19 protein-coding genes are annotated in these 22,614 nt (G+C 71.7%); 10 read left to right on the top strand and 9 right to left on the bottom strand.

Features of this window, described 5'->3' with window-relative positions; all coding sequences use genetic code 11:
• Window positions 1-94: 94 nt before the first annotated feature.
• The 3 genes from WME89_RS34720 to WME89_RS34710 form a co-directional block, all read right to left on the bottom strand.
• Window positions 95-595 (bottom strand): host attachment protein, encoded by a 501-nt coding sequence (locus WME89_RS34720; RefSeq protein WP_438003933.1) that lies wholly within the window; start codon window positions 593-595, stop codon window positions 95-97.
• A gap of 416 nt (window positions 596-1,011) precedes the next feature.
• On the bottom strand, window positions 1,012-1,968 hold the full coding sequence (gene pip, locus WME89_RS34715; RefSeq protein WP_438003932.1) for a prolyl aminopeptidase: 957 nt from the start codon (window positions 1,966-1,968) through the stop codon (window positions 1,012-1,014).
• Between the two features lie 178 nt (window positions 1,969-2,146).
• Complete coding sequence (locus WME89_RS34710; RefSeq protein WP_438003931.1) at window positions 2,147-3,976, bottom strand: AMP-dependent synthetase/ligase; 1,830 nt, start codon at window positions 3,974-3,976, stop codon at window positions 2,147-2,149.
• Window positions 3,977-4,279: 303 nt separating this feature from the next.
• Between WME89_RS34710 and miaB the strand changes: the two genes are divergently transcribed.
• The 4 genes from miaB to WME89_RS34690 all read left to right on the top strand — a co-directional run bounded on the left by miaB (window position 4,280) and on the right by WME89_RS34690 (window position 8,105).
• On the top strand, window positions 4,280-5,770 hold the full coding sequence (gene miaB, locus WME89_RS34705; RefSeq protein ID WP_438003930.1) for a tRNA (N6-isopentenyl adenosine(37)-C2)-methylthiotransferase MiaB: 1,491 nt from the start codon (window positions 4,280-4,282) through the stop codon (window positions 5,768-5,770).
• A gap of 1 nt (window position 5,771) precedes the next feature.
• Window positions 5,772-6,356 carry a gamma carbonic anhydrase family protein gene (locus tag WME89_RS34700; protein WP_438003929.1) on the top strand — a complete coding sequence of 195 codons (585 nt, stop codon included), beginning with the start codon at window positions 5,772-5,774 and terminating at the stop codon, window positions 6,354-6,356.
• Entirely contained in the window at window positions 6,353-6,553 is a 201-nt protein-coding gene (gene thiS / locus WME89_RS34695) for a sulfur carrier protein ThiS (protein WP_437618875.1), read from the top strand. Before WME89_RS34700 ends, thiS begins: the two co-directional genes overlap by 4 nt.
• A 100-nt stretch (window positions 6,554-6,653) precedes the next feature.
• On the top strand, window positions 6,654-8,105 hold the full coding sequence (locus WME89_RS34690; protein WP_438003928.1) for a VanW family protein: 1,452 nt from the start codon (window positions 6,654-6,656) through the stop codon (window positions 8,103-8,105).
• Between the two features lie 75 nt (window positions 8,106-8,180).
• On the opposite strand, the gene WME89_RS34685 is transcribed toward WME89_RS34690, so the two are convergent.
• The 3 genes from WME89_RS34685 to WME89_RS34675 form a co-directional block, all read right to left on the bottom strand.
• Window positions 8,181-9,407 (bottom strand): cytochrome P450, encoded by a 1,227-nt coding sequence (locus WME89_RS34685; protein ID WP_438003927.1) that lies wholly within the window; start codon window positions 9,405-9,407, stop codon window positions 8,181-8,183.
• Between the two features lie 93 nt (window positions 9,408-9,500).
• A complete protein-coding gene (locus WME89_RS34680) occupies window positions 9,501-11,087 on the bottom strand; it encodes a DHA2 family efflux MFS transporter permease subunit (RefSeq protein ID WP_438003926.1) in 1,587 nt (528 codons plus the stop codon).
• 14 nt (window positions 11,088-11,101) lie between these two features.
• The gene (locus WME89_RS34675) at window positions 11,102-12,343 is read right to left on the bottom strand and encodes an HlyD family secretion protein (RefSeq protein WP_438003925.1); all 1,242 of its coding nucleotides are present in this window, start codon (window positions 12,341-12,343) and stop codon (window positions 11,102-11,104) included.
• Window positions 12,344-12,468: 125 nt separating this feature from the next.
• Between WME89_RS34675 and WME89_RS34670 the strand changes: the two genes are divergently transcribed.
• The 4 genes from WME89_RS34670 to WME89_RS34655 all read left to right on the top strand — a co-directional run bounded on the left by WME89_RS34670 (window position 12,469) and on the right by WME89_RS34655 (window position 16,745).
• Window positions 12,469-13,239: a TetR/AcrR family transcriptional regulator gene (locus WME89_RS34670; protein ID WP_438003924.1), complete on the top strand. Its 771-nt coding sequence runs from the start codon at window positions 12,469-12,471 to the stop codon at window positions 13,237-13,239.
• A gap of 262 nt (window positions 13,240-13,501) precedes the next feature.
• Window positions 13,502-14,878: an ABC transporter substrate-binding protein gene (locus tag WME89_RS34665; RefSeq protein ID WP_438003923.1), complete on the top strand. Its 1,377-nt coding sequence runs from the start codon at window positions 13,502-13,504 to the stop codon at window positions 14,876-14,878.
• Window positions 14,875-15,873: a carbohydrate ABC transporter permease gene (locus WME89_RS34660; protein WP_438003922.1), complete on the top strand. Its 999-nt coding sequence runs from the start codon at window positions 14,875-14,877 to the stop codon at window positions 15,871-15,873. Before WME89_RS34665 ends, WME89_RS34660 begins: the two co-directional genes overlap by 4 nt.
• Window positions 15,873-16,745, top strand: a complete 873-nt coding sequence (locus tag WME89_RS34655; protein WP_438003921.1) for a carbohydrate ABC transporter permease — start codon at window positions 15,873-15,875, stop codon at window positions 16,743-16,745. Before WME89_RS34660 ends, WME89_RS34655 begins: the two co-directional genes overlap by 1 nt.
• Window positions 16,746-17,416: 671 nt before the next feature.
• Here WME89_RS34655 and WME89_RS34650 read toward each other — a convergent pair.
• Window positions 17,417-18,379: an MBL fold metallo-hydrolase gene (locus WME89_RS34650; protein ID WP_438003920.1), complete on the bottom strand. Its 963-nt coding sequence runs from the start codon at window positions 18,377-18,379 to the stop codon at window positions 17,417-17,419.
• 250 nt (window positions 18,380-18,629) lie between these two features.
• Window positions 18,630-19,601, bottom strand: a complete 972-nt coding sequence (locus WME89_RS34645) for an aldo/keto reductase (RefSeq protein WP_438012011.1) — start codon at window positions 19,599-19,601, stop codon at window positions 18,630-18,632.
• Between the two features lie 272 nt (window positions 19,602-19,873).
• Here WME89_RS34645 and WME89_RS34640 point away from each other — a divergent pair, with 272 nt between their 5' ends.
• A complete protein-coding gene (locus WME89_RS34640) occupies window positions 19,874-20,428 on the top strand; it encodes a hypothetical protein (protein ID WP_438003919.1) in 555 nt (184 codons plus the stop codon).
• A gap of 109 nt (window positions 20,429-20,537) precedes the next feature.
• Here the strand turns inward: WME89_RS34640 and WME89_RS34635 are convergent, their stop codons facing one another.
• Window positions 20,538-21,500, bottom strand: a complete 963-nt coding sequence (locus WME89_RS34635; RefSeq protein WP_438003918.1) for a LysR family transcriptional regulator — start codon at window positions 21,498-21,500, stop codon at window positions 20,538-20,540.
• 266 nt (window positions 21,501-21,766) lie between these two features.
• Here WME89_RS34635 and WME89_RS34630 point away from each other — a divergent pair, with 266 nt between their 5' ends.
• On the top strand, window positions 21,767-22,315 hold the full coding sequence (locus WME89_RS34630; RefSeq protein WP_438003917.1) for an ester cyclase: 549 nt from the start codon (window positions 21,767-21,769) through the stop codon (window positions 22,313-22,315).
• Window positions 22,316-22,614 lie beyond the last annotated feature (299 nt).

Genomic DNA, 22,614 nt, shown 5'->3' with positions numbered 1-22,614 from the left:
CACGTCCGCTGCGCCCTTCGAGGAGGGCGGCCCTTCGAGGCCGCCGTTCGCGACGGCGGCCTCGAAGGGCGTCTCCGTTACGCGCGCCGCAGCGCTACTCGGCGCGCAGCTCGCGCAGGCGTTCGGTGAGCCGGGGGCCGTCCAGCCAGCTCAGGTCCTTGTCGACGGTCGACTCGATGTGGTTGCTGACCTGCTTGCTCACGGTCCCGCGGAGCAGGCCGAGGAAGTGGGGCGGCGCGATGAGCACCAGCGACTCGTACTCGTGCTCGTTCAGGCCCTTCTCCAGCACCCCCGCGAGCTCATGGGCAAACTTCTGCTTCTCGACCTCCTTGGGATCGGTGTCGGGCGCGGCGCCGGGACGGCCGAGGTGCGGGCCACCTCCGCCGCCGCTGATGTTGCCGTTCCCGCCTGGGGTGCCGTTCGGCTTGCGCCCGTGCGCGTCGGCCATCAGATCCCGAACGCGGGCCCGGCTCTCCTCATGACTGTAGGACTCGAGCAGGGTAAACCCTTTGCCAGCAGGCTCTTCACGATAGAGCTGGGCACGACTTGCGTCGGAGACCAAGATCCATGTCTTCCGTGCTGCCTTGTTTGCCATAAGCCTCCACAGGGAATCAACCCTTCCCTTTGTCTACGTTAAAGACCGACCCCTGGAGGCGCAAGCGGCCAGAGAGCCCAGAGCGGCGAGATTCGACCGAGTTGCACGCGCGAGGCAGGCTCAACAACGTCCTTGCGGCCCCGGATCCGACGAGAACGAGAGAGTCGCGAGATCCTCTCAGGAAGTTGTTGAGCAAGAAATACGGTCTTCGGTGTACGGGCGACAGGGCATCGACCTCGGCCATCGGCTCTCCGCGCGGGGAGAGTGTGTGCGGGGCCTCCGCGCGGGGCCTTCGCGCGGGGAGGGAGAGTGTGTGCGCGCTCGCGCTGGCCTTGCCGGAACGCGTCGAACAGCGCCCCGCTGGCTTGCAACGCGCCCCGGCGGGCGCGGCCAGCGCGCCCTCGCCCGCGCGCGCCTCAGCGGAACCTGTCGGTCGCCTCGACCAGCTCGTGCAGGATGCCCGGCTCCATCGCCGAGTGCCCGGCGTCCGACACGATGCGCAGGTCGGCCTCGGGGAACGCCCGGTGCAGCGCCCAGGCGCTCTCCGCGGGACAGACCACATCATAGCGGCCGTGCACGATGACCGTGGGGATATGGCGGATCCGGTGCACGTCGTCGAGCAGCTGCGTCTCTGGCTCGAAGAACCCCTTGTTCATGAAGTAGTGGCACTCGATGCGGGCGAACGCGAGCGCGAACTCGCCTCCTGATGTCTTCGCGACGAGCTCGGGGTTCACGTGCAGGCAGCTCGTCCGCCCCTCCCAGACGCTCCACACCCGCGCCGCCCGCTGCTGCTCGTCGGGGTCGGGGCTCGTGAGCCGCCGGTGGTACGCGGTGAGCAGGTCGGCCCGCTCGGCCTCGGGGATGAACGTGAGGTACTCCTCCCACGCGTCCGGGAAGAGCGCGCTCGCGCCCCGCTGATAGAACCAGTCGAGCTCCTGCTTCCGCAGGAGGAAGATGCCCCGCAGCACGAGCTCCGTCACCCGCTCCGGGTGCCGCTCGGCGTAGGCGAGCGAGAGCGTGCTCCCCCACGAGCCGCCGAACACCTGCCAGCGCTCGATCCCGAGGTGCTCGCGGAGCGCCTCCATGTCCGCGACGAGGTGCCAGGTGGTGTTCTCCTCCAGGCTCGCGTGCGGCGTGCTCCTGCCGCAGCCCCGCTGGTCGAAGAGCACGATCCGGTAGGCGGCGGGGTCGAAGAAGCGCCGCTGCTTCGGCTCCGTGCCGCCCCCGGGGCCGCCGTGCACGAAGACCACCGGCTTGCCGCGCGGATTGCCCGACTCCTCGAAATAGATCTCGTGGAGATCGGAGACGCGGAGCCTGCCGGCGCGGTACGGCTCGATCTCGGGATACAGCGTTCGCCTCTGGGTGCCTGTCATCGTTCTACCGCTCCCGTCCGTCGAGCCGGCGCCCAGCCCGTGCCAGCGCGCGCCCAGCCTACGACAACGCGCGCCGCGAGGGGAGAGGGCGTGGGCGGGCCCGGCGCGTGGTTATCGGCCGCGGGGCACCGGCCGCGGGGCACCGGCCGCGGGGCGCCGGCCTCGGAGCGCCGGCCGCTCAGCCGGGCCGCGGCACCTCGCGCGGCGCTGCCTGCGTCGCGCCGCCGTAGAGCGCCTCGAGGGCGGGCCCGTACTTCTGGAGCACCACGCGCCGCTTCAGCTTCAGCGTCGGCGTGAGCATCCCGTTCTCCGCGGTGAAGTCCTCGGCCGTGAGGGTGATCTTCTTGATCTTCTCGAACCCCTTCGCGCCCGACGCGTACTTGTCGACCTCCGCCTGGACGCGCGCGACGACCCGCGGGTGCTCGAGCATCGCCTCGGGCGACGCGAACGTGAGCCCCTCGCCCCGCGCCCACTCGGTGAGCGCCGTCATCTCGGGCACGATCAGCGCCACGTTGAAGAGGCGGTTGTCCCCGTGGACCATCGCGTTGTTGATCAGCGGAGACAGCTTGAGCTTCTCCTCGATCGGGGCGGGCGCGACGTACTTGCCGTTCTCCAGCTTGTACTGCTCCTTGATGCGCCCCGTGACGAAGAGAAAGCCGTCGTCGTCGAGGTAGCCGAGATCGCCAGTGCGGAAGCCGCCGTCCTCCGTGAAGGCGGCCTTGCTCTCCTCGTCGCGCCGGTGATACCCCTTCATGACGTTCGGGCCGTAGATCACGATCTCGCCCTGCCGCGGGTCGTGCGTCTCGGACCGGTCGATCGCGATCTTCACCCCCGGGATCGGCTTGCCCACGCTGCCGAGGCGCCGGGCTCCAGGGTAGTTGACCGCGGCGACGGGCGAGGTCTCCGTGAGGCCATATCCCTCGTAGACGGTGATGCCGAGCGCGTCGACGAACTCGGCCACCTCGTAGGAGAGCGCCGCCCCGCCGCTGATCGCGTACCTCAGCTTGCCGCCGAACTTGGCGCGTATCTTCGAGAAGATGACCCGATCCGCCACGGCCAGCGCGAGCCGCTCGACGAGGCCGAGGGGCTCGCCCTTGCCCCGCTTCGCCGCGGCGCGCAGCCCGGCGCGGAACAGGGCCTGGATGACCGCGGGCTTCTCCGTCATCTGCTTCTGCACGCCCTCGTAGATGCGGTTGAAGATGCGCGGCACGCTCATCAGCACGGAGGGGTGCACCTCGCCGAGGTTCGCGACGATCTTGTCGACCGACTCGCTCAGCGCCATCGACGCGCCCCCCGTGATCATCACGTGGAGCTCACAGGTGTGGCCGAACGAGTGGGCCCAGGGGAGGAACGACAGGCTCCGATCGTTGCTGCTGAAGGGGATGAGGTCGCGCACCGCGTAGACGTTGGAGGCGATGTTGCCGTGCGACAGGATCACCCCCTTGGGATTGCCGGTCGTGCCCGAGGTGTAGATGAGGCACGCCGTGTCCTCGGAGGTCGGCTTGATGGGCGGGGCCGGGCTCTTCTCGCCCGCGGCGACGAGCGCCTCGTACGAGGTGGTCTGCGCGCCGGGCGCGCCGGCGCCCTGCGGCTCGAACAGACAGACGATGTGCTTCAGCGAGGGCGCCTTCTCGGGGAGATCCCTGCACTTCTCGTAGAGCTGCGGCGTGGCGATGATCGCGGCCACGGCCTCGCAATCGTTGATGATGAACGCCCACTCGCTCGGGAGCTGCGCCTCGTACATCGGCACGATCGCCACACCCATGCTGAAGCAGGCGTACGCCGTGACCGCCCACTCGACTCGGTTGTTGGAGATGATGGCCACCCGGTCGCCCCGCTGGACACCGAGCGACACGAGGCCGCCGCGAAACCTGGCGACGAGCTGCCCGAACTCCGCATAGGTGATCCAGCCCCAGCGGCCGTCCTTCTTCGTGCCGAACATCGGCTGCGGGCCATGGAGCCTCAGCGATCGATCGAGCAACTCCACCAGGTTTTCCAGCTTGGGCATGGCATCTCCTCCCGGCCCGATTTTTACCATGGTCTCGCGCCGGCCTCTCGCGCTTTTCGCGGCGCGCGCGGCCCGCGGCGAAGGCGGTTGTCGGGGCGGCGCTCATCGGGGGGCGGTCATCGGCTTGCGTTCATCGGGCGTCGCGCGACGCCGGATGATCCGTCCCGCCGTGGGCGGCCTCGTGCGGGGGCCCGGCCGGTCGCGCGGAGCGCCGCCTCGGCGCGGGCTCATCGGTCACCGGTGGGCGCGCGGCCGGCGAGGTGGCGGCCCCGGGCCCCTTCTGTTAGAGGGTGCATCGCTTCGATGCCCCGGTATTCGATCACGACGTTCGGCTGCCAGATGAACGTGCACGACTCCGAGCGGATGCACGACGTGCTCCGCCGCGCCGGCTACACGGAGGCCGGCGGCCCCGAGGAGGCGGACGTGCTCGTGCTGAACACGTGCAGCGTGCGCGAGAAGGCCGAGCAGAAGCTGCGGAGCGAGGTGGGCCGGCTCGCGCGCTGGAAGCGGGAGCGCGCGGACCGGGTGCTCGTCGTGGCCGGGTGCGTGGCCCAGCAGGAGGGGGAGCGCCTCCTCAAGCAGATGCGCGCCATCGACGTCGTGGTGGGGCCCGACAACATCCCGGAGCTGCCGGGCCTGCTCGGCGACCTCTCGCTCGGCGGGCTGCCGATCGCGCGCACGGTGTTCGACCTCGACGCGCCCCGGTTCCTCGTGGCGGCGACGCCGCCGTCGCCCGCGTCGCGCGCCGCGCCGGCGGCGTTCGTCACCGTCATGAAGGGCTGCGACGAGCGCTGCTCGTTCTGCATCGTCCCGTACACCCGCGGGCCGGAGCGGTACCGGCCGAGCGACGACATCGTGGCCGAGGTCGCCGCGCTCGTGGCCGCGGGGACGCGGGAGGTCACCCTCCTCGGCCAGACGGTGAACAGCTACCGCGACCCGCTCGGCGCGCTGCCGCGGGCCCCCGGCGCGAGCGCGGACGACCCGGACGAGAGCGCGTTCGCGGCGCTGCTGCGGCGCATCGCGGCCGACGTCCCCGGCCTCGCGCGGCTGCGCTACACGAGCCCGCACCCGCGGCACCTCACGCCCTCGCTCGTCCTCGCCCACGCCGAGCTCGCGGTGCTGCCGCGCCACGTGCACATGCCGGTGCAGTCGGGCAGCGACCGCGTCCTCCGGCGGATGATCCGCCGCTACACGCGCGCCGAGTACGTCGCCCGGACGCGGGCGCTCGTGGAGGCCGTCCCGGGGCTGACGCTCTCGACCGACATCATCGTCGGCTTCCCTGGCGAGACGGAGGACGACTTCGCGGCGACGCTGTCGCTCGTGCGCGAGGTCGGGTTCAAGGGGCTGTTCGGCTTCAAGTACTCGCGCCGCCCGCACACGCCCGCGCTGAAGCTGCCGGACGACGTGTCCGAGGACGTGAAGGGCGAGCGGCTCGCGCGCCTGTTCGAGGAGAGCGAGGCGCTGCTCGCCGCCCACCTGTCGGGCCTCGTCGGGACCACGCAGGAGGTGCTCGTCGAGGGGCGAGACAAGGAGCGCGGCCACGGCGGCGCAGGCGGCGCGCTCTGGTCGGGCCGGACGGGGCGCCACGAGATCGCGCACATCGAGGGCGCGGGGGAGCTCGATCTGCTGGGCGAGGTCGTCGAGGTCTCGATCGCGCGGGCGAACAAGCACTCGCTCCAGGCCGAGCTCACGGAGGCGGCGCGCGCCGCGGTCCGGCCGCGGCAGCGCGGCGGCGTGGAGCCGGGGCGGCCGGCCCGGCGCTCGCTGCCCGTCGTCGCTGCCGAGGGGGGCTGACGTGGCGCTCGTCCTCGACCTCGACGGGGTGTCCCCGCGGTTCGGGCGCGACGTGTTCCTGGCGCCGAACGCGACGGTGATCGGCGACGTGGAGCTCGGCGACGAGGCGAGCGTGTGGTTCGGCGCGGTCCTGCGCGGGGACATCGGCGCGATCCGCGTCGGCCCGCGGACCAACGTGCAGGACCTCGCGTGCCTGCACCTGACGAGCGGCGTCTCCCAGACGATCATCGGCGCCGACGTGACCATCGGGCACGGGGCGATCCTGCACGGCTGCCTCGTCGGGGACGGGTGCCTGATCGGGATGGGGAGCATCCTGCTCGACAACGTCGAGATCGGCGAGGGCTCGGTGGTCGCCGCGGGCGCGGTGGTGCCGCCGGGGAAGGTGTTCCCGCCGAGGTCGCTGGTGCGCGGCAACCCGGCCCGGCTGCTGGGCGAGGTGCGGCCGGACCAGGCCGAGCTCGGCAGGATGGGCGCCGCGAGCTATGTCGAGAACGCGCGCCGCTTCCGGGCGGCGCTCGCCGCGTCGGCGGCCGGGGAGCCCGGTGCCGCCGCGCGCGGGGTGATGCAAGGGGTGAAGGAGCCATGAACATCACGGTGAACGGGGAAGCGCGCAGCGTGCCGGCGTCGGTCACGGTGCGTGGGCTCGTCGAGCTGCTCGGGCTGACCGAGGGGCCGGTGGCGGTGGAGCGCAACGGCGAGGTGGTGCCGCGGGCCGAGCACACCGCTGCAGAGCTCGTCGAGGGCGACGTGATCGAGATCGTGCACTTCGTGGGCGGCGGCTGAGCGCCACGGGGCCCTCCCCGCCGAGCGGTTTTTCTCTTCTCTCTCGCTGGCTGGGCGATCTTCCAGTCCGTCCGCGATCCGGCTACCATGGTCAGCCGCAGTGGATACGAGGGCCCTCGTCCTGGTCTTGGCGCTCGGCGGATCGGCCGGCGTGGGCGCCGCCGTGGCGGTGAGCGACGCGCTGCCGGCGTCTCCGGTGGTCCGCGGCCTCTCGATCGGCGAGCGCTTCATGCCGGACGGGGCCTCGCCGGCGGTCTGGCTGGAGGCGCGGCGCGACGCGCTGCGCGGGCGCGTCGTCCGGTTCCGCCACGACGACGTGGAGGTCGCCGCGACGCTCGGCGAGGCGGGCGTCGAGATCGACGTGGGCGAGACGCTCGCGGCGGCGCAGCGCGTCGGCCACGAGGGCCCCTGGGCGCGGCGCATCCGGGAGGCGCGGCGCGCGCGGCGCGGCCAGATCGACGTGCCGCTCGTCTGGGCGGTCGACGAGGAGCGGGCCCGCGCGCTGCTCGAGCGGCTGGCCCCCCAGGTCTACCGGGTGCCCGTCGACGCGCGCCTCGACCTCGCGAACCGGCGCAAGATCCCGGAGCAGGCCGGCCGGGAGCTCGACATCGACGCTTCCCTCAGGGCGCTGCGGGCCGGGACCTACGAGGAAGAAGAGCGCATCGAGCTCGCGGTCCGGTACACCGCGCCGCACGTCGCCGTCGCCGATCTGGTGAGCGTCGACGTCACCCGGGTCGTCGCGGCGTACGAGACGAAGTTCAAGCGGCACGGCAAGGAGGCCGGGCGCGCGGTCAACATCGAGAACGCTGCGTCCAAGATCGACGGCACCATCCTGGCGCCGGGCGAGACCTTCTCGTTCAACGCCCACGTCGGCCCGCGGACGCGCAAGAACGGGTTCACCATCGCCCCGGAGATCCTCGGCGACGAGACGGTCCCCGGCTACGGCGGCGGGACCTGCCAGGTCTCCAGCACGCTCTTCGCCGCGTCGCTCTTCGGCGCGCTCGACACGCCCGACCGCCAGAGCCACTCGCGCCCGAGCGCCTACATCCCCATGGGGCTCGACGCGATGGTGACCTACCCCGAGTCGGACCTGAAGATCAGGAACACGCTCCCGTTCCCGATCATGATCCACGCGTACCTGCCCACGCCCACCGTGCTCCGCGTGGAGATCCTGGGCGGCGACCCGGTGGCGGAGGTCGCGCACCAGATCGGCGCCGAGCACACCGACGATTTCATCCGTCGCATCTACGTGAAGTCCGAGCTCTCGGAGGGCAAGGTGCGCCGCAACCAGAAGGGCTCGTGCGGCTACGACGTGAGATCCTTCGTGACCGTCCGCTACAAGGACGGCCGGGTCGGCGAGCGCAGCTACACGAGCGAGTACAAGCCCGCGCCCGAGGTGTTCTGGGTCGCGCCGGGCTACGATCCCTCGACGCTGCCGGCGCTCCCCGAGCACGCCAAGGCGGTGGAGGAGCTCCAGGAGGGGGAGGTCCCCCCCGCCGCGGAGGAGCAGGCCCCGCCGGCAGAGCCGCAGGGCGACGGCTACGCGATGTGAGCGGGGTCGCGGAGGCCCGCTGCGCCTGCGTGGCTCATCTCCCGAGCGGGATCGGTCCGCGCGGGGGGCGCCGGATCAAGCGGCCTGGGCGGACCGGTCGAAGCGCAGGCGCAGGCTCCGCAGCCCGCGCAGGCTGAACGAGCCGCTCCACGACAGGGGCCCCGGCTCGCGCGAGAAGGGGGGCAGCCGCCGGAGGATCTCCTCGAAGGCGAGCCTCCCTTCGAGGCGGGAGAGGGGCGCGCCGACGCAGAAATGGATGCCGAAGCCGAAGGCCACATGGCCGCGCTGCTCCCGGGTGATGTCGAACCGGTCCGGGTCGGGGAACTGCGCCGGATCCCGGTTCGCGGCGGCGATGAGCGGCGTGACGATCGCGCCCTTCGGGATCGTGACGCCGGAGAGGGTCACGTCCTGGGTCGCCCGGCGGGTGAGCATCCGGACCGGCCCCTGGTAGCGGAGGACCTCCTCGATGAAGCCCGGGATCAGGCCGGGATCCTCGCGGAGGCGGCGGAGCGCGTCCGGGTGCTCCAGGAGCGTGAGGGTGCCGTTGCCGATGAGGTTGGTCGTGGTCTCGTTGCCGGCGATGAGCAGGAGGACCACCATGCTGAGCACGTCGTCCTCGGTGAGCACGCCGTACTCGACCTCGCCGCGGATGAGATCGCTGATGAGGTCCTCGCGCGGCCGCCGCTTCCGGTCCGCGATCATCTCGTGGAAGTAGGCGCGCATCTCGCGGCGGCTCCGGAGGATGCGCTCGACCTCCTCGTCGCCGATCCGCTGGGCGCCCACGGGCGTGTTGACGGTGTCGTCGGACCAGCGCTTGAAATCGGCGCGGAGGGACGGATCGACGCCGAGCATCTCGGCGATGACCGTGACCGGCAGCGGCACGGCCAGGTCCTCCATCATGTCGAAGGCTTCCTTCGCGAGGATGCGGTCGATGTGCTCGTTCGCGATGTCGCGGACCCGCGCCTCGAGCTGCGCGATCGCCCTCGGCGTGAACGCGCCGCTGATGAGCTTGCGCATCTGGGTGTGAACCGGCGGATCGCTCGTGATGATGTTCACGTCGCCCGCGGGCATGGGCTCGCGCAGGAGCCGCTCGTCCAGGAGCTGGCGCCGCGCCTCGAAGGTGCCGGCGGACGAGAAGAGCTCGGGGTGCTTGAGCACATGCACGACATCGTCATAGCGGCTCACGGCCCAGTAGCCGCGGGGCTCCACCTGGCAGACTGGCGCCCTCTCCCGCAGCGCGGCGTAGTGAGGGTGCGGGTTCTCGATGACCTCGGGCGCGAGAAGATTGAACGCGTGACTCATGGTTCCCTCCGTTGCTCGGGCGCGGCGCGCGGCGCCGGCCCAGTGGTGAATCCGACACGGCCGGCGAGGGCGACCGAGCGCTCCGCCAGCGCCTCAGTGCCCCGCGGATACGGGGCCGCCCCGGCCCTTGCCCAGCAGGAACACCAGCGGGAGCGTGGCGATCACGAGCACCGCCGTCACCCAGAACGTGTCGTTGAACGACATCACGGCGGCCTGCAGGTTCACGATCCCGTCGAGGATGTGGAGCGCCTTGTTGCGCGCGTCCGCCGCGTCGAACCCCTTCGCGACGAACCCCGACGCGTACGCGGCGATGCGCTCCAGGGTCCTCGGGTCGCTCGCCCCCATGTCGCTCACCAGGACCGCGCGGTGGAACGCCTGCCGATCGGCGAGCACGGTGGTGAGCACGGCGACCCCGACGCTGCCCCCGAGCTGCCGTGTCAGGCTGTAGAGGCCGGTCGCGGCGGCGATGTCGTTCCTCGGGAGCGGCCCGAGCGTGGCCATGCTGAGCGGCAGGAACATCAGCGTCGTGCCGAACGAGCGGATGATGAGCGGCCAGAACAGGTCGTCCGCGCCCGTCATCGGGGTCAGCTGGTGGAGCTGGAAGAGCGCGGCGAGCAGGATGAGCCCCCCCGTCACGATGAGCACGCGCGGGTCGAACCGGCTCACGAGCCGCGCCACGAGCGGCATCGACAGGGCCGAGACCAGCGCGCCCGGGAGCAGCAGCAAGCCCGTCTGCTGCGAGGTGTAGCCGAGGAGCGACTGGGCGAAGATGGGCACGGCGAAGAGCGTGCCGTAGAGGCCCATGCCGATGACGGCCGACAGGAGGCTCCCCGCCCAGAGCGAGCGGTGACGGAGCACGCGCAGGTCCACGATCGGGCTCTTCGACGAGAGCTCGCGGTGGATGAACAGGGCGAGGCTCACGGCCGCGATCGCGGAGAGCGCGAGGATGAACGGCGAGTCGAACCACTCCTCGGCGTGCCCCTCCTCGAGCACCGTCTGCAGCGAGCCGACGCCGGCCGCGAGCAGGGCGATCGCGAGCCAGTCGACGCCGCCGCGCTGCCGCTCGCCCGCGACGTCCGGCGGCAGGAAGGCCAGGCACATCAGCACGGCCGCGATGCCGAGCGGGACGTTGATGAAGAAGATCCAGCGCCAGTCGATGTTCGTGACGATGTAGCCGCCGAGCGTCGGCCCGATCGTCGGCCCGGCGATGACGATGGCCGAGAAGAAGCCCTGCGCCATCGCCTGCTCGTGCTTCGGGAACGTCTCGAACAGGATCGACTGCGCCTTCGCGAGCAGGCCGCCGCCGCCGAGCCCCTGGAGCACGCGGGCGACGATGAGCATCGGCAGGCTGTGGGCCATGCCGCAGAGCACCGAAGCCGCGGTGAAGGCGATCAGCGAGAACACAAAGTAACGCTTCTTTCCGAAGCGGTGCCCGAGCCACGCGGTGAGCGGGAGGATGATGACGTTCGCGATGGCGTAGCTCGAGACGACCCAGCTCACCTGGGTGAGCGTGGCGCCGAGCGAGTTCTGCATCTCCGTGAGCGCCACGTTGACGATGCTCGTGTCGACGATCTCGAGGAGCGCGCCGAGGGCCACGGCCACGGCCACGAGCCACCTGTTCGCGTTGGCGGGCGCGTCGGCGTAGGCCGCCGGCGGGGCCGCGAGTGCCGCCTCTGCCATGGCTCCTCCTCTCCCTACTTGCTCGCGTCGACCGTCAGCTCGACGCTCATCCCCGGGCGCAGGACGACGTCCGGCGGCACGTCGCGGACGCGGATCCGCACCGGCACCCGCTGGACGACCTTGGTGAAGTTGCCTGTCGCGTTGTCCGGCGGCAGCAGGCTGAAGCGCGCGCCGGTGGCCGCGGAGAAGCTCTCTACCTCGCCGTGCACGGTCACGCCGGGGTAGGCGTCCACCGACACGCTCGCGGGCTGGCCGGCGCGCATGTGCGCGAGCTGCGTCTCCTTGAAGTTGCCGGTCACCCAGACCTGCTGTCCGCGGACGAGCATCCCCACGGCCTGGCCGGGGGAGACCATCTGCCCGGCGGAGAGGGTCTTCTTCGACACGACCCCGTCCTGCGGCGCGACGATGCGCGTGTACGAGAGCTCGAGCGCGGCCAGGTCCCGCGCGGCCTGGGCGGTCTCCACCTGGGCGTGCGCCACGCGGGCGCGGGCGCGGGCCTGAGCGATGAACGCGTCGACGTCGCTCGCCTGCTGGACCTTCGCGTTCGCCTCCTCGACCCGGCTCCAGGCCTGCGTCGTCGTGGCCCGGAGCGCCGCGAGGTGCGCCTTGGCCTGCTCGAGCGACGCGCGGGCGACGTCGACGCTCGCCTGCAGCTGGTCGAGCTGCGCCTGGGCGAGCGCCCCGGTCTCGACGAGCTTCCGCGCGCGGTCCCGCTCGAGCGTGGCCTGCTCCAGGGTCGCCGTCGTCGCGGCGACCTGCGCCTCCCCCTCGGCGATCTGCTGCTTCGACGCGCTCGCGCTGCTGGTCGCGCCGTGCAGCGAGGCCTCGGCGACCGACTTGTTGCTGCGCGCGTTGGTCTCGGCGATGCGCTCGTCGGCGTCGGCCGCGTCGGCGCTCGCCCTGGCCGCCGAGACGCTCGCCTCCGCCTGGGCGAGCCGCGCGCGCGCGGGCTCGGCGTCCAGCTCGGCGAGCACATCGCCCGCCTTCACCGCCTGGTTCTCCGCGAACAGGACCTTCACCACCAGGCCCGACGCGCGCGCGGGCACCGACACCACCTCGGCGTCGATCTGCGCGTCGTCCGTCGTCTCGAGCCCGCGGTGCGCGACGTACCAGCCCACGCCCGCCGCGGCGGCCAGCGCGACCGCCGCCGCCGTGACGCCGACCGCCTTGCTCGGCTTCCCGGCCTTGACCGCCCCGGAGATCGCCTCAGGGGCCGCCTCCGGCTCTCGTGGGAGAGCGCTCGTCGTCGTGGACATGGTCGCCGCCTGCTCCTCGTCGCCCCGCCGACAGCGGCTGCAACGAGCGCCGCGTCACTAAGGCAACATATCGTTGCGATAGTGTTACCACCGGGGCTGACAAAAGCAACTCATGGTTGCCATAGTTGGATCGAGCCGCCTCCATCGGCGGCGCCGTCGTGGTTGAATGGAGGGCCCTCGCGATGCGGAGCGTCACGCCGTCCACCCCGAGAGAGCCGCCTCCGGCGGAGCCCGTCCCCGAGGCGGAGCGCCGTCGCACGGGCGCGCGCGGCGCGCGGCACGGCGGCCGCAGCGAGCGCGTGGTGCGCGCGGTGATGCACGCGGCCGCCGCGGAGATCGCGCGGGCGGGCTACGCGGCGCTGCGGGTGGAGGACGTGGCCGCGCGGGCGGGCGTGAACAAGACGACGGTGTACCGCCGCTGGCCGACGAAGGCCGAGCTCGTCCGGGCGACGCTGCGCTCGGTCGTCGAGGACCGCGACCCCCCGCCGGACACCGGCGCGGTGCGGCTCGATCTGCTCGAGCTCGTCCGGCGCTTCGTCGCCGTGGCGTCCACGCCCGAGGGGCAGGGCATCTCCCGCATGCTCCTGGCCGAGCTGCACGTGCCGGAGGTCGACGCCCTCGTCCGCACGCTCCGCGACGAGCGCCTCGCCCCCTGGCGGGAGGTGCTCGCGCGCGGCGTCGCGCGCGGCGAGCTGCCGCCGGGCACCGATCTCGACCTCCTGGTGGAGATGATCCGCGGCACCGTGACGAACCGCCTCTTCCGCCTGCACGCTCCCGTCGACGACGGCGTGCTGGAGTCCATCGTCGACGTCGTGGTGCTCGGCGCCAAGGGCGGCGGCGCGCTCCGCCGCGCGCCGCCGCCCGCCGCGCCGCCGCGCCCTCCGCACCAGCGCTGATCCGGGGGCGCGTCCGCGCACCCATCGGAGTCACCGGCGATTCGATGGATAAAATCTCTCCTTCAAAAGGGGAGATAAAGGCAACTCAGGATGAACGCGTGGTCGCCCATGCGCTCCGGGAATATTCCTCTGGACGGTGGGTGACATCGGTGTAAATCGCCGCGGCAGCCGGGGGACCGAGGGTGAGCCACGGCTCGGCTCGGTCGCGGGCGACAGGCCACAAGCGAGCCCTCTGCGGCGAGAGCGCGTGAGCAGAGGGCAGATGCAGAGGGCGCGAGCACCGGGGAGAAGCGGAGATCCTGAGCGGCAGCCGAGCCGCCGCGACCTCCTCGCGGGCGCGGGGGCGGCCGCGGGCCTGCTGCTGCTGGGCTGCCGCGGCGACCCGGTCGACGTGCGCGAACAGGCCGCGATCGCCGCCGGCGGCAGCCGGGGCTACGCGGGCCCGGCGGTCGATCTCGCGTTCTGGACCGGCTTCACCGGGGGCGACAGGCCGCCGATGGAGCGGCTCGTCGAGCGGTTCAACCGCGAGCACGACAACATCACCGTGCGGATGAGCGTGACCCGCTGGGGTGACTTCTACCAGAAGGTCCCGGCCGCGGTCGACAGCGGCCATGGGCCCGACGTGGCCGTCATGCACGCGGATCAGCTGGCCACGGCGTCGGTCCACCGCACCATCCTCCCCCTCGACGAGGTGACCCAGGCGCTCGGCCTCGGCGCCGGCGACTTCTCCCGGGCGCTCTGGGACGCCGGCGTCTTCAGGGGGCGCCGATACGGCATTCCCCTCGATGTGCACCCCCTCGGCCTCTACTACAACCGCGCCGTGCTGGCCGACGCCGGCATCGGCGACGCCGCGCTGCCGCGCTCCCGGCGCGATTACCTGGCGGTGCTCGAGCACCTCAAGGGGAGGGGGATCAAGGGATCGTGGGTGTCGCCGGTCCTGTACACCGGCGGTCTGATGTTCCAGTCGCTCCTGTGGCAGTCCGGCGGCGAGCTGTTCTCGCAGGACGGCGCCCGGGCCACGTTCAACTCCGAGGCCGGCGTCGAGGCGCTGGGCTTCATGCTCGATCTCATCAAGCGGGGCTACAGCCCGCGCGACGTCGGCCAGGACGCCGACAGCATCGCCTTCACCAACAACCGGAACGCCTTCATCTGGAACGGCATCTGGATGATCAACGCCTACAGGGCGATCCCCGGGCTCCGGTGGGGCGTCCTCCCGGTGCCCGCGATCGGCGCGCGGCGGGCGGTCTGGGCCAACTCGCACAACCTCGTGCTCCCGCGCCAGCCCTCGACCGGCGCCGGCCAGGGCCGGCTCAGGGCCTCGGTGGTGTTCGTCGACTGGCTCAGCAGGCACTCCCTCGAGTGGGCGAAGGCCGGCATGGTGCCGGCCCGGCGCGAGGCCCGGGAGAGCGCCGCGTTCCAGCGCATGACGGAGCAGGCGATCTTCGCCGAGCAGCTCCCGGTGGTCCGCTTCCCGCCGGCGATCGCCGGCGTCGACTCGGTGCGGGCGTCCACCCTCGACCTCGCGGTGAACGAGGCCGTGCTGCTGCGGGCCGCCCCGCGAGAGGCCCTGAACCGCGCGGCCCGCGAGGCCGACGCGCTGCTCTCGGACAACCTGAGGAAATTCGGGAGGGCCTTGTGACAGCGATCGAAGTACCCCTCGTGGAGCCCGGCCGCGCCGCGGCGGACGGCGGCGCGCGGAGCGCTGCTCCTCTCGTGGGCCGGCTGCGGCGCGGCGTCGCGCGCTCGGCGCGGTGGGCTCCCTACCTGTTCCTCGCGCCGTACCTCGCGCTGTTCGGCCTCTTCGTCGTGGTGCCGCTCGTCCTCGGCGTGTGGCTCAGCCTCCATGACTGGGACCCGTTCCTGCCGACGAAGCCGTGGGTGGGGCTCGACAACTATGCCGATCTGTTCCGGTCCGGCTCGCCGATCCGCGGCAATTTCTGGCATGCGCTGCGGGCCACGGCCCTCTTCACGGCGCTGAGCGTGCCTGTCCTGGTGACGCTCCCGCTGGCCCTCGCCCTCGCGCTCAACCAGCGCTTTCCCGGCCGGTCGTTCTTCCGGGCCATGTTCTTCGCGCCCTACGTGCTCGGCGTGGCGGTCGTCGCCCTGATGTGGCGGCTGTTGCTCGACCCCCACATCGGCGTGATCAACCACCTGCTGGGCAAGGTGGGCTTGCCCGCCGACACGGGCTGGACGACGGCGGTGCCGTGGGTGTGGGTCTCGCTGGTCGGGATGACGGTGTGGTGGACCCTCGGCTATAACGCCGTGATCTACCTGGCCGGGCTGCAGAACATCCACCGGGAGCTCTACGACGCCGCTCGCATCGACGGCGCGACCCGCTGGCAGCAGTTCCGCAACGTCACCGTGCCGGGGCTCAGGCCGGTGTTCGTCTTCGTGGTGACCATGACCGTCCTCGGGTCGGCCAACATGTTCGGACAGGCGTACCTGGTCACCGGCGGCGGGCCTGGCAGCGAGACCCGCACCACCATCATGTACATCGCCGAGGAGGGGTTCCGGAACTACCGGCTCGGCACCGCGGCGGCCATGAGCTACGTCCAGGCCTTCTTCCTCGCGCTCGTGAACGTCGGCATGTTCCTCCTGTTCTTCGGGCGGGGCAGCGACGAGGAGCTCCACTGATGCTCCGGCCGCTCGGGCTCTTCGAGCGCACCTGCCCTGTCCGCCGCCGGCAGGTCGGAAGGGCCCTGTCGTATGCCGCGCTGATCGTGCTCGCCGTGGTCTACCTCGCGCCGGTGATCTGGATGGCGCTCACCTCGCTGAAGTCGCCGCCGGAGGCGACGGCGGTGCCGCCCACGCTGGTGCCCGCGCGGGCGACCATGGAGAGCTACGAGGCGCTCGCGGGCCCGAGCTCCGAGGCGCCGGTGTTCCGCTGGCTCCTGAACAGCATCGTGGCCGCCGCGGCCCACGCGCTGCTCGTGCTGGCCACGGCGGCGCCGGCGGCGTACGCGCTCGCGCGCATGGAGTTCCGCGGCAAGCGGCTCGTGCTCGCGGCGATCCTCTCCACGCTGTTCATTCCGCCGATCATGTTCCTGCCCGCGAACTACCTGATCGTCAGGGCCCTCGGCTGGCTCGACAGCCTCCCGGCGCTCGTGGTGCCGCCGGCCGCCTCGGCGTTCGGGGTCTTCTTCCTGCGCCAGTTCTTCCTCGGGCTCCCGCGGGAGCTCGAGGAGGCGGCGGCGCTCGACGGCGCCAGCCGACTCGAGGTGTTCTGGAAGATCGTGCTGCCCCTGTCCAGGCCGGCCCTGGCGACGCTGGCCGTTCTCAGCTTGCTGAGCAACTGGAACGACTTCCTCTGGCCCATCTATGTGCTGTTCAACCCGGAGAAGCTCACGCTTTCACCGGGCCTCGCGCTGCTCCAAGCGGCCCACGCCACGGACTACGCGCTCGTCACGGCGGGCGCGGTGGTGGCGAGCGTCCCGATCCTCGCGGTCTTCATCGCCGCGCAGCGTTACGTGATCGAGGGCGTCGCGCGCACCGGCCTGAAGGGGTGAGCGGAGCGCGGGCTGAGGCGTCCCCTCAAATTCTTCGGAAAATTCACAGGGAGGCGGGGAGACGGGGAGGGAAATCTTCAAAATACTCCCCGTCTCCCCGCCTCCCTGTTCAATTTCTCCGATGAAAAGGGCTGCACATGAGGGGATTCCTCAGGAGCGCAGGGCAGCGCAACGACGCGGGTGCAACGACGCGGGGCACAACGGCCTGAGACCACGCGAGATGCCGTGAAACGCCGCGCAACGTGAGCGAGATGGCGACGCGGCGGAATGGACATTTCCTGTCCGCGCACGTCCCCAGCGTTGCTTGACCTGGAGTCGCTCTCGGGGGAAACTATCGGTCCACGGCGGCTGACGGCGCCCCCTGCGCGCTGCCTCGTACCGCGTTGTGAAGGCTCGTCCCTGGTTTCATGAGAGAAGAAACCACAGAGGCACAGAGGGCACAGAGGAGAGAAAGAAAGACTCTGTGTCCTCCGTGTCCTCTGTGCTCTCTGTGCCTCTGTGCCTCTGTGACTCGTCTCCTTCTCCATCACGGAGCCGGGGACGAGCCCGGGCGACGCGGTAGACAGACGCCGCGAATCGCCTGTTGCCACGGACGACCGGCGTGCTCTTGGCTTATCTTTTCTTACCTCTTGCCCTGGTGGTTGAATGACCGTCGTCTTCTTCTGGTTCCTTCAGCGCGGTCTCCGCGCGAGCTCGGCCATGAGGCCGAAGAGATCGAGCTGGCCGGGCGGCGCGAGCCGGCCCCCGCTGAACTCGCGGTAGAGCGTGTGCACGTTCACCGCGATGCGCTCGGCGTCGCTCCAGCTCGCGTAATCGCCGAGCGCTATATCGCGGGCGGCGTCGGCCGGGGACATGCCGGCGTCATAGCGGCGCCGCGCCTCGTCGCGGATGTACACGAGGTAGTCGCGGACCGCGCGCACGCCCTTCCGGTCCGTGAGGGGGCCGTGTCCGGGCACGATGACGTCGACGTCCGCCGCGAGGATGGTATCGCAGGCCTTGATCCAGTTGCCGACAGGCCCTGCCCACATGATCGGCGTCACGTCGATGAAGAGGATGTCGCCGGTGTAGATCACGCGGTCCGCGGGCACATGCACGAGCAGGTCGCCCTGCGTGTGCGAGGGGCCCACCTCGATGAGGCGGACCTCCTTGTCTCCGACCGCGAGCGTCAGCTCTCCGTCGAAGACCCGGGTGGGCGGGGTGGGGGCGATGCCGTCGAAATCGAAGGCGCCGAAGCAATGGAGGAGGTAGTCGCCCAGCGGGCCGGCGGCGCCGCTGCGCGCCTGTCGCATCACCGCCGCGAGCATCGGCGCGGGGACCTCGTCCATCTCGGCGGCGCTCGCGCGCGTGGCGACGATCGTCGCGCCGGCGACGAGCGCGTTGCCGTAGCAATGGTCGCCGTTCGCGTGGGTGTTCACGATCGTGCCTATCTGCGCCGCGGCGGGGGTCGCCGCGCGCATGGCGTCGAGCATCTCGCGCGTGTGCTTCAGGTCGAAGAGCGTGTCGACGAGCAGCGCCTCGCCGCCGGAGGTGACGAGCCCCGCGTTGCTGAGCCCCCAGGTGCCGGCCGGCTGGAGATAGGCAAAGCAGCCGTTGCCGACGTCGTGCAGCCCCTGTTCATACCGCCATTGGCCCATGGATATCCACCTGTGCCCGAGCGCCCCTGTCCGCGTCTCCGGGCCTCGAAGCGTAGGTCATCCGCCGGCCGCCTTGGAATCGAAATCGACCCGTCCGGCGGCGTCGCTGACGCGTGCGGGCGCGGCGCGCGCGTGGCGCGAGGCGGGCACGCGTGGCGCAGTGGCGCAGTGGCGCATCACCGCGCGCGCCGCGCGAGCAGGGGAGGGCGAGCGGGGGACCGGGGGGGCGCGAGCGCTGGCTGGAGCGCTGCTACCAGGCGTAGGCCTCCGGCGCCTCACCGCCGGGGCCCGGGAAGATCTCGTCGAGCCGCTTCATGTGCTCCGGAGTCAGCTTGATCTCGAGGGCGCGCAGGCTGCCGTCGAGCTGCTCGGCGGTGCGCGGACCGATGATGGGCGACGTCACGACCGGGTTCTGGAGCAGCCAGGCCAGGGCCACGTCGGCCGGCTTCTCGCCGAGGACGGCGCAGAACGCCTCGTAGGCCTCCAGCCTGGCGCGGTTCTTCTCGATGCGCGCCTGCGCGTCGGCCGAGGCGCGCCGGCCCTCGCGCGCCTTCTGGAGGGCGCCGCCGAGCAGCCCGCCGGCGAGCGGGCTCCAGGGCAGCACGCCGAGGCCGAACGCGCGGCACGCGGGCAGGAGCTCCAGCTCGACCATGCGCGCGGTGAGGTTGTACAGGCTCTGCTCCGAGACCAGGCCGAGGAAGTGCCGCTTCGCGGCGAGGCCGTTGGCCTGGGCGATGTGCCAGCCGGCGAAGTTGCTGCTGCCGACGTAGAGGACCTTGCCCTCGCGGACGAGCTGCTCCATCGCCTGCCAGATCTCGTCCCAGGGCGTCTCACGGTCGATGTGGTGCATCTGATAGAGGTCGATATGGTCGGTCTGCAGGCGGCGCAGGCTCTCCTCGCACGCGCGGCGGATGTGGTAGGCCGAGAGCCGCCTGTCGTTCGGGCCTTCGCCCATGAGGCCGTAGACCTTCGTGGCGAGGACGATGCGGTCCCGCCGCCCGCCGCCCTGGGCGAGCCAGCGGCCGATAAGTTGCTCGGTGACGCCCTCTCCGCGCTTCCGGCCGTACACGTTGGCCGTGTCGAAGAAGTTGATCCCGTGCTCCAGGGCCCGGTCCATGATGGCGAAGCTGTCGGGCTCGCTGGTCTCCGGGCCGAAGTTCATCGTGCCCAGGCAGAGGGGGCTGACCTTCAGGCCAGTGCGTCCGAGGTTGCGGTAGTTCATGGGCGCGGAGAGTAGCAAGCCGGCGCGCGAGCGGGCCATGCGCGCATGCTGAACGCGGTGTAAGGCTCCGCCGGAGCCGCGCGGCCATGAGCCGGCTCGACGGCGGCGGAGCCGACGCGGCGGGGCCATCGGAGCGGAGCCGCGCTTCAGGCCCCGTCGGGGGGCGGCGAGCGCGCGATGTGACGGCAGCTCGCGGCCAGCGCGGCGCGTCGCTTCCTTGATGCGCTGCCGTGCTTCACATAGGCTCTTTTCGCCGGCGTGAGGAGACGACCATGTGGCAGCACGAGGACACGGAGATCGAGCACTCGGAGGACGTCCACGACGAGGCGCGCGGGCTGCGCGGCGTCCGGTTCGCGATCGATATCGGTCCCATTGACCCGCTCGACGCTGCCGCCCTCTATTGGGATCAGCACGGCCAGGCGCGTGAGCTCTTCCCCGGCGCCGAGTGCGCGATGCAATCGGGATCGTACCGCGAGCCGAGCTTCGTTCTCCGGATGAGCGTGCCGCTCCCGGGCGCCGGGGCCCTCATGCAGACATCGCGGTACTCGGCGCAGCGGGTCTCGCCCGATGTCGTCGAGGTCAGCGTCGATGCGTTCGAGGAGAACATGCTGTGGTCGCGAGGGCTCGGGACCTACCGCTTCTCGCCGGGCGCGGGCGGGACGACGCAGCTCGAGGTGACAAGCCTCTACGCGCCCAGGGTGCCGATCAAGGTCCTGAACCAGGCGTCACTCGCCGCGGCCCGCGCGCACCAGCGGCGCTACCTGTCCGGGCGCCGCCCGACGGCCGAGGAGAGGGAGCAGTTCCTGGCGGCGATCGGCGTCGGGTAGGGGCTCCCAGGGCGGGTGCGGGCGGGTGCGGGCGGGTGCGGGGGCGGGGCGGGGGCGGGGCGGGGGCGGGGCGGGGGCGCGGCGGGCGGGGTGGAGGTCGACGCGCGGATCAGCCGCGGCGCTTGCGGTGGGGCGGTGACGGCGGCTCGGCGCGCGGCGTCGCCGCCGCCAGCACCGCGGCCTCGCGCGCGGCGAAGCGCTGCTGGAGGAAGTCGACGAACAGCCGCGCCCGGGCGGGCAGGAAGCGCCGGCTCGGGTAGATGACGTTCACGGCCGAGCTCGGCGCTGGAAGGTCGGTCAAGAGCGGCACGAGGCGCCCGGCGTCGATGTCGGCGGCGACATCCCAGATCGATTTGAAGGCCAGCCCGTGGCCGGCCACGGCCCAGTCGCGCACCAGGTCGCCGCTGTCGGCCATGAGCTGGCCGGAGGGGCGGACGGTGTGGAGCCCCTGCTCGGTGCGGAAGGTCCACGCGAGGGGGCGCATGCCCGGGCGCTGCAGCACGATGCACGCGTGCGCGTCGAGGTCCGCGAGCGTGCGCGGCCACCCGCGCCGCGCGAGGTAGGCCGGCGCGCCGCAGACGACGCGGCGGCTCCGGGCCAGCCGGCGCGAGACGAGGCGCGAGTCGGAGAGCGCGCCGATGCGCACGGCCACGTCGACCCCGGCCTCGAACAGGTCCACCACGCGATCCGACAGGCTGATGCGCACGCGGAGCTGCGGGTGCGCCGCCGCGAAATCGGCCGCGGCCGGCCCCACCCACTGGCGGCCGAGATCCACCGGCGCCGACACGTGCAGGAGGCCGCGCGCCTCGGCCTGTCCGGCGGCTACCGCGAGCTCGGCCTCGCTGACGTCGGCGAGGATGGCGGCGCAGCGCTCGTGGTAGGTCGCGCCCTCGCTGGTGAGCGTGAGGCGCCGCGAGCTGCGCTGCAGGAGGCGCACGCCGAGCGCCGTCTCGAGCCGCGTCATGCGCTTGCTCGCCACGGCCGGCGAGAACCCGAGCTCGCGCCCCGCGGCCGACAGGCTGCCGCTCGCGACGGCGCACACGAACAGCTGCATGTCTTCCAGCTCGACCATCGCGCGCGCTCCAGCGAATCGGGGGCAGGGTAGCTCGCGGCGGCGCATCTTCAACTTCTTGGAAAAGCTGGTTCGTTGATCACGGCCGTTCTCATCGCTGGCGGAAAGGATCAAGGTGGTCCTGCCGCCGCGCCGGGGCCGGCCTCCGGTGCTTGTGCCGCGGGGCCCGCTGCGCCCGGCGCGGCGACAGGACCCTTCAGCCTGGCAGCGCTGCCGGTCTTCGCGCTGGAAGGCAGTCAAGGCTCGTTGTTTTAAGGAGACATGTCATGAGAAAGCCCGTCTTGATCAGCGCCCTCTCCCTGTCGCTCTTCGTCGCCGCGAGCGCCTGCTACGTGCAGGGCGCCGGCGCGGAGGACCTGCCGGCGCCGCGGTCGCTGGTCGTCGACGCGAGCCTGCCGAAGGCGCAGGCCGACGCGGAGATCCTCGCCGCGCGCCGCTTTTACGCGTTCTGGAGCACCGGCGACACGAGCTACCTCGACGCGGCGATCGCGCCGAGCTTCACCGATCGTACCCTGCCCGAGGGGCGCCCCCAGGGCCCGTCCGGCCCGGCGTTCGCGTCGAAGGGCTTCCGCGCCGCGGTGCCGGACCTGACCTGCGAGGTGGAGCAGCTGATCGTCGCCGGCGACCGCGTGGTGGCGCACCTGCGCTTCCGGGGCCACTTCACCGGCACCTTCGGCGACAGGAAGGGCGCCGGGCAGCCCGTGGACTTCATCGCCACCGACATCCTGCGCGTGCAGGAGGGGCGCATCACCGACAACTGGCACATCGAAGACAACCTGACGCTGTTTCAGCAGCTCGGGGTCGTCGCGCAGTGATGAGCCGCGTTTCGTGAGAGCACCCACCGGCTTTGGCCATCGGGTCTCTCGGCCGGTACCCGAGCTCTTCCGCGGGAGCGAAGCCTGCCTGGCGCCGCGCGGACTCAACCTCGAATCGAGCTCTACCGTTCGCGGAGCGCACGGGGCTCAGCCTTGATCCGGAAGTCAAGCGCCTCGTGGAGCCGGAACACCGTATAGCCATGCTGCACCGCGTCGGCTGTATCGATAGATCCCATGCGATCCGCTCCCGCGGGAAAGCGACACTCTATCAATAATTGTCCCGACACCGGGGGGGCAAG

This window comes from Sorangium sp. So ce321, from assembly GCF_051530195.1.
Lineage (GTDB): Bacteria > Myxococcota_A > Polyangia > Polyangiales > Polyangiaceae > Sorangium.
This window is presented reverse-complemented; position numbering and strand designations above follow the sequence as displayed.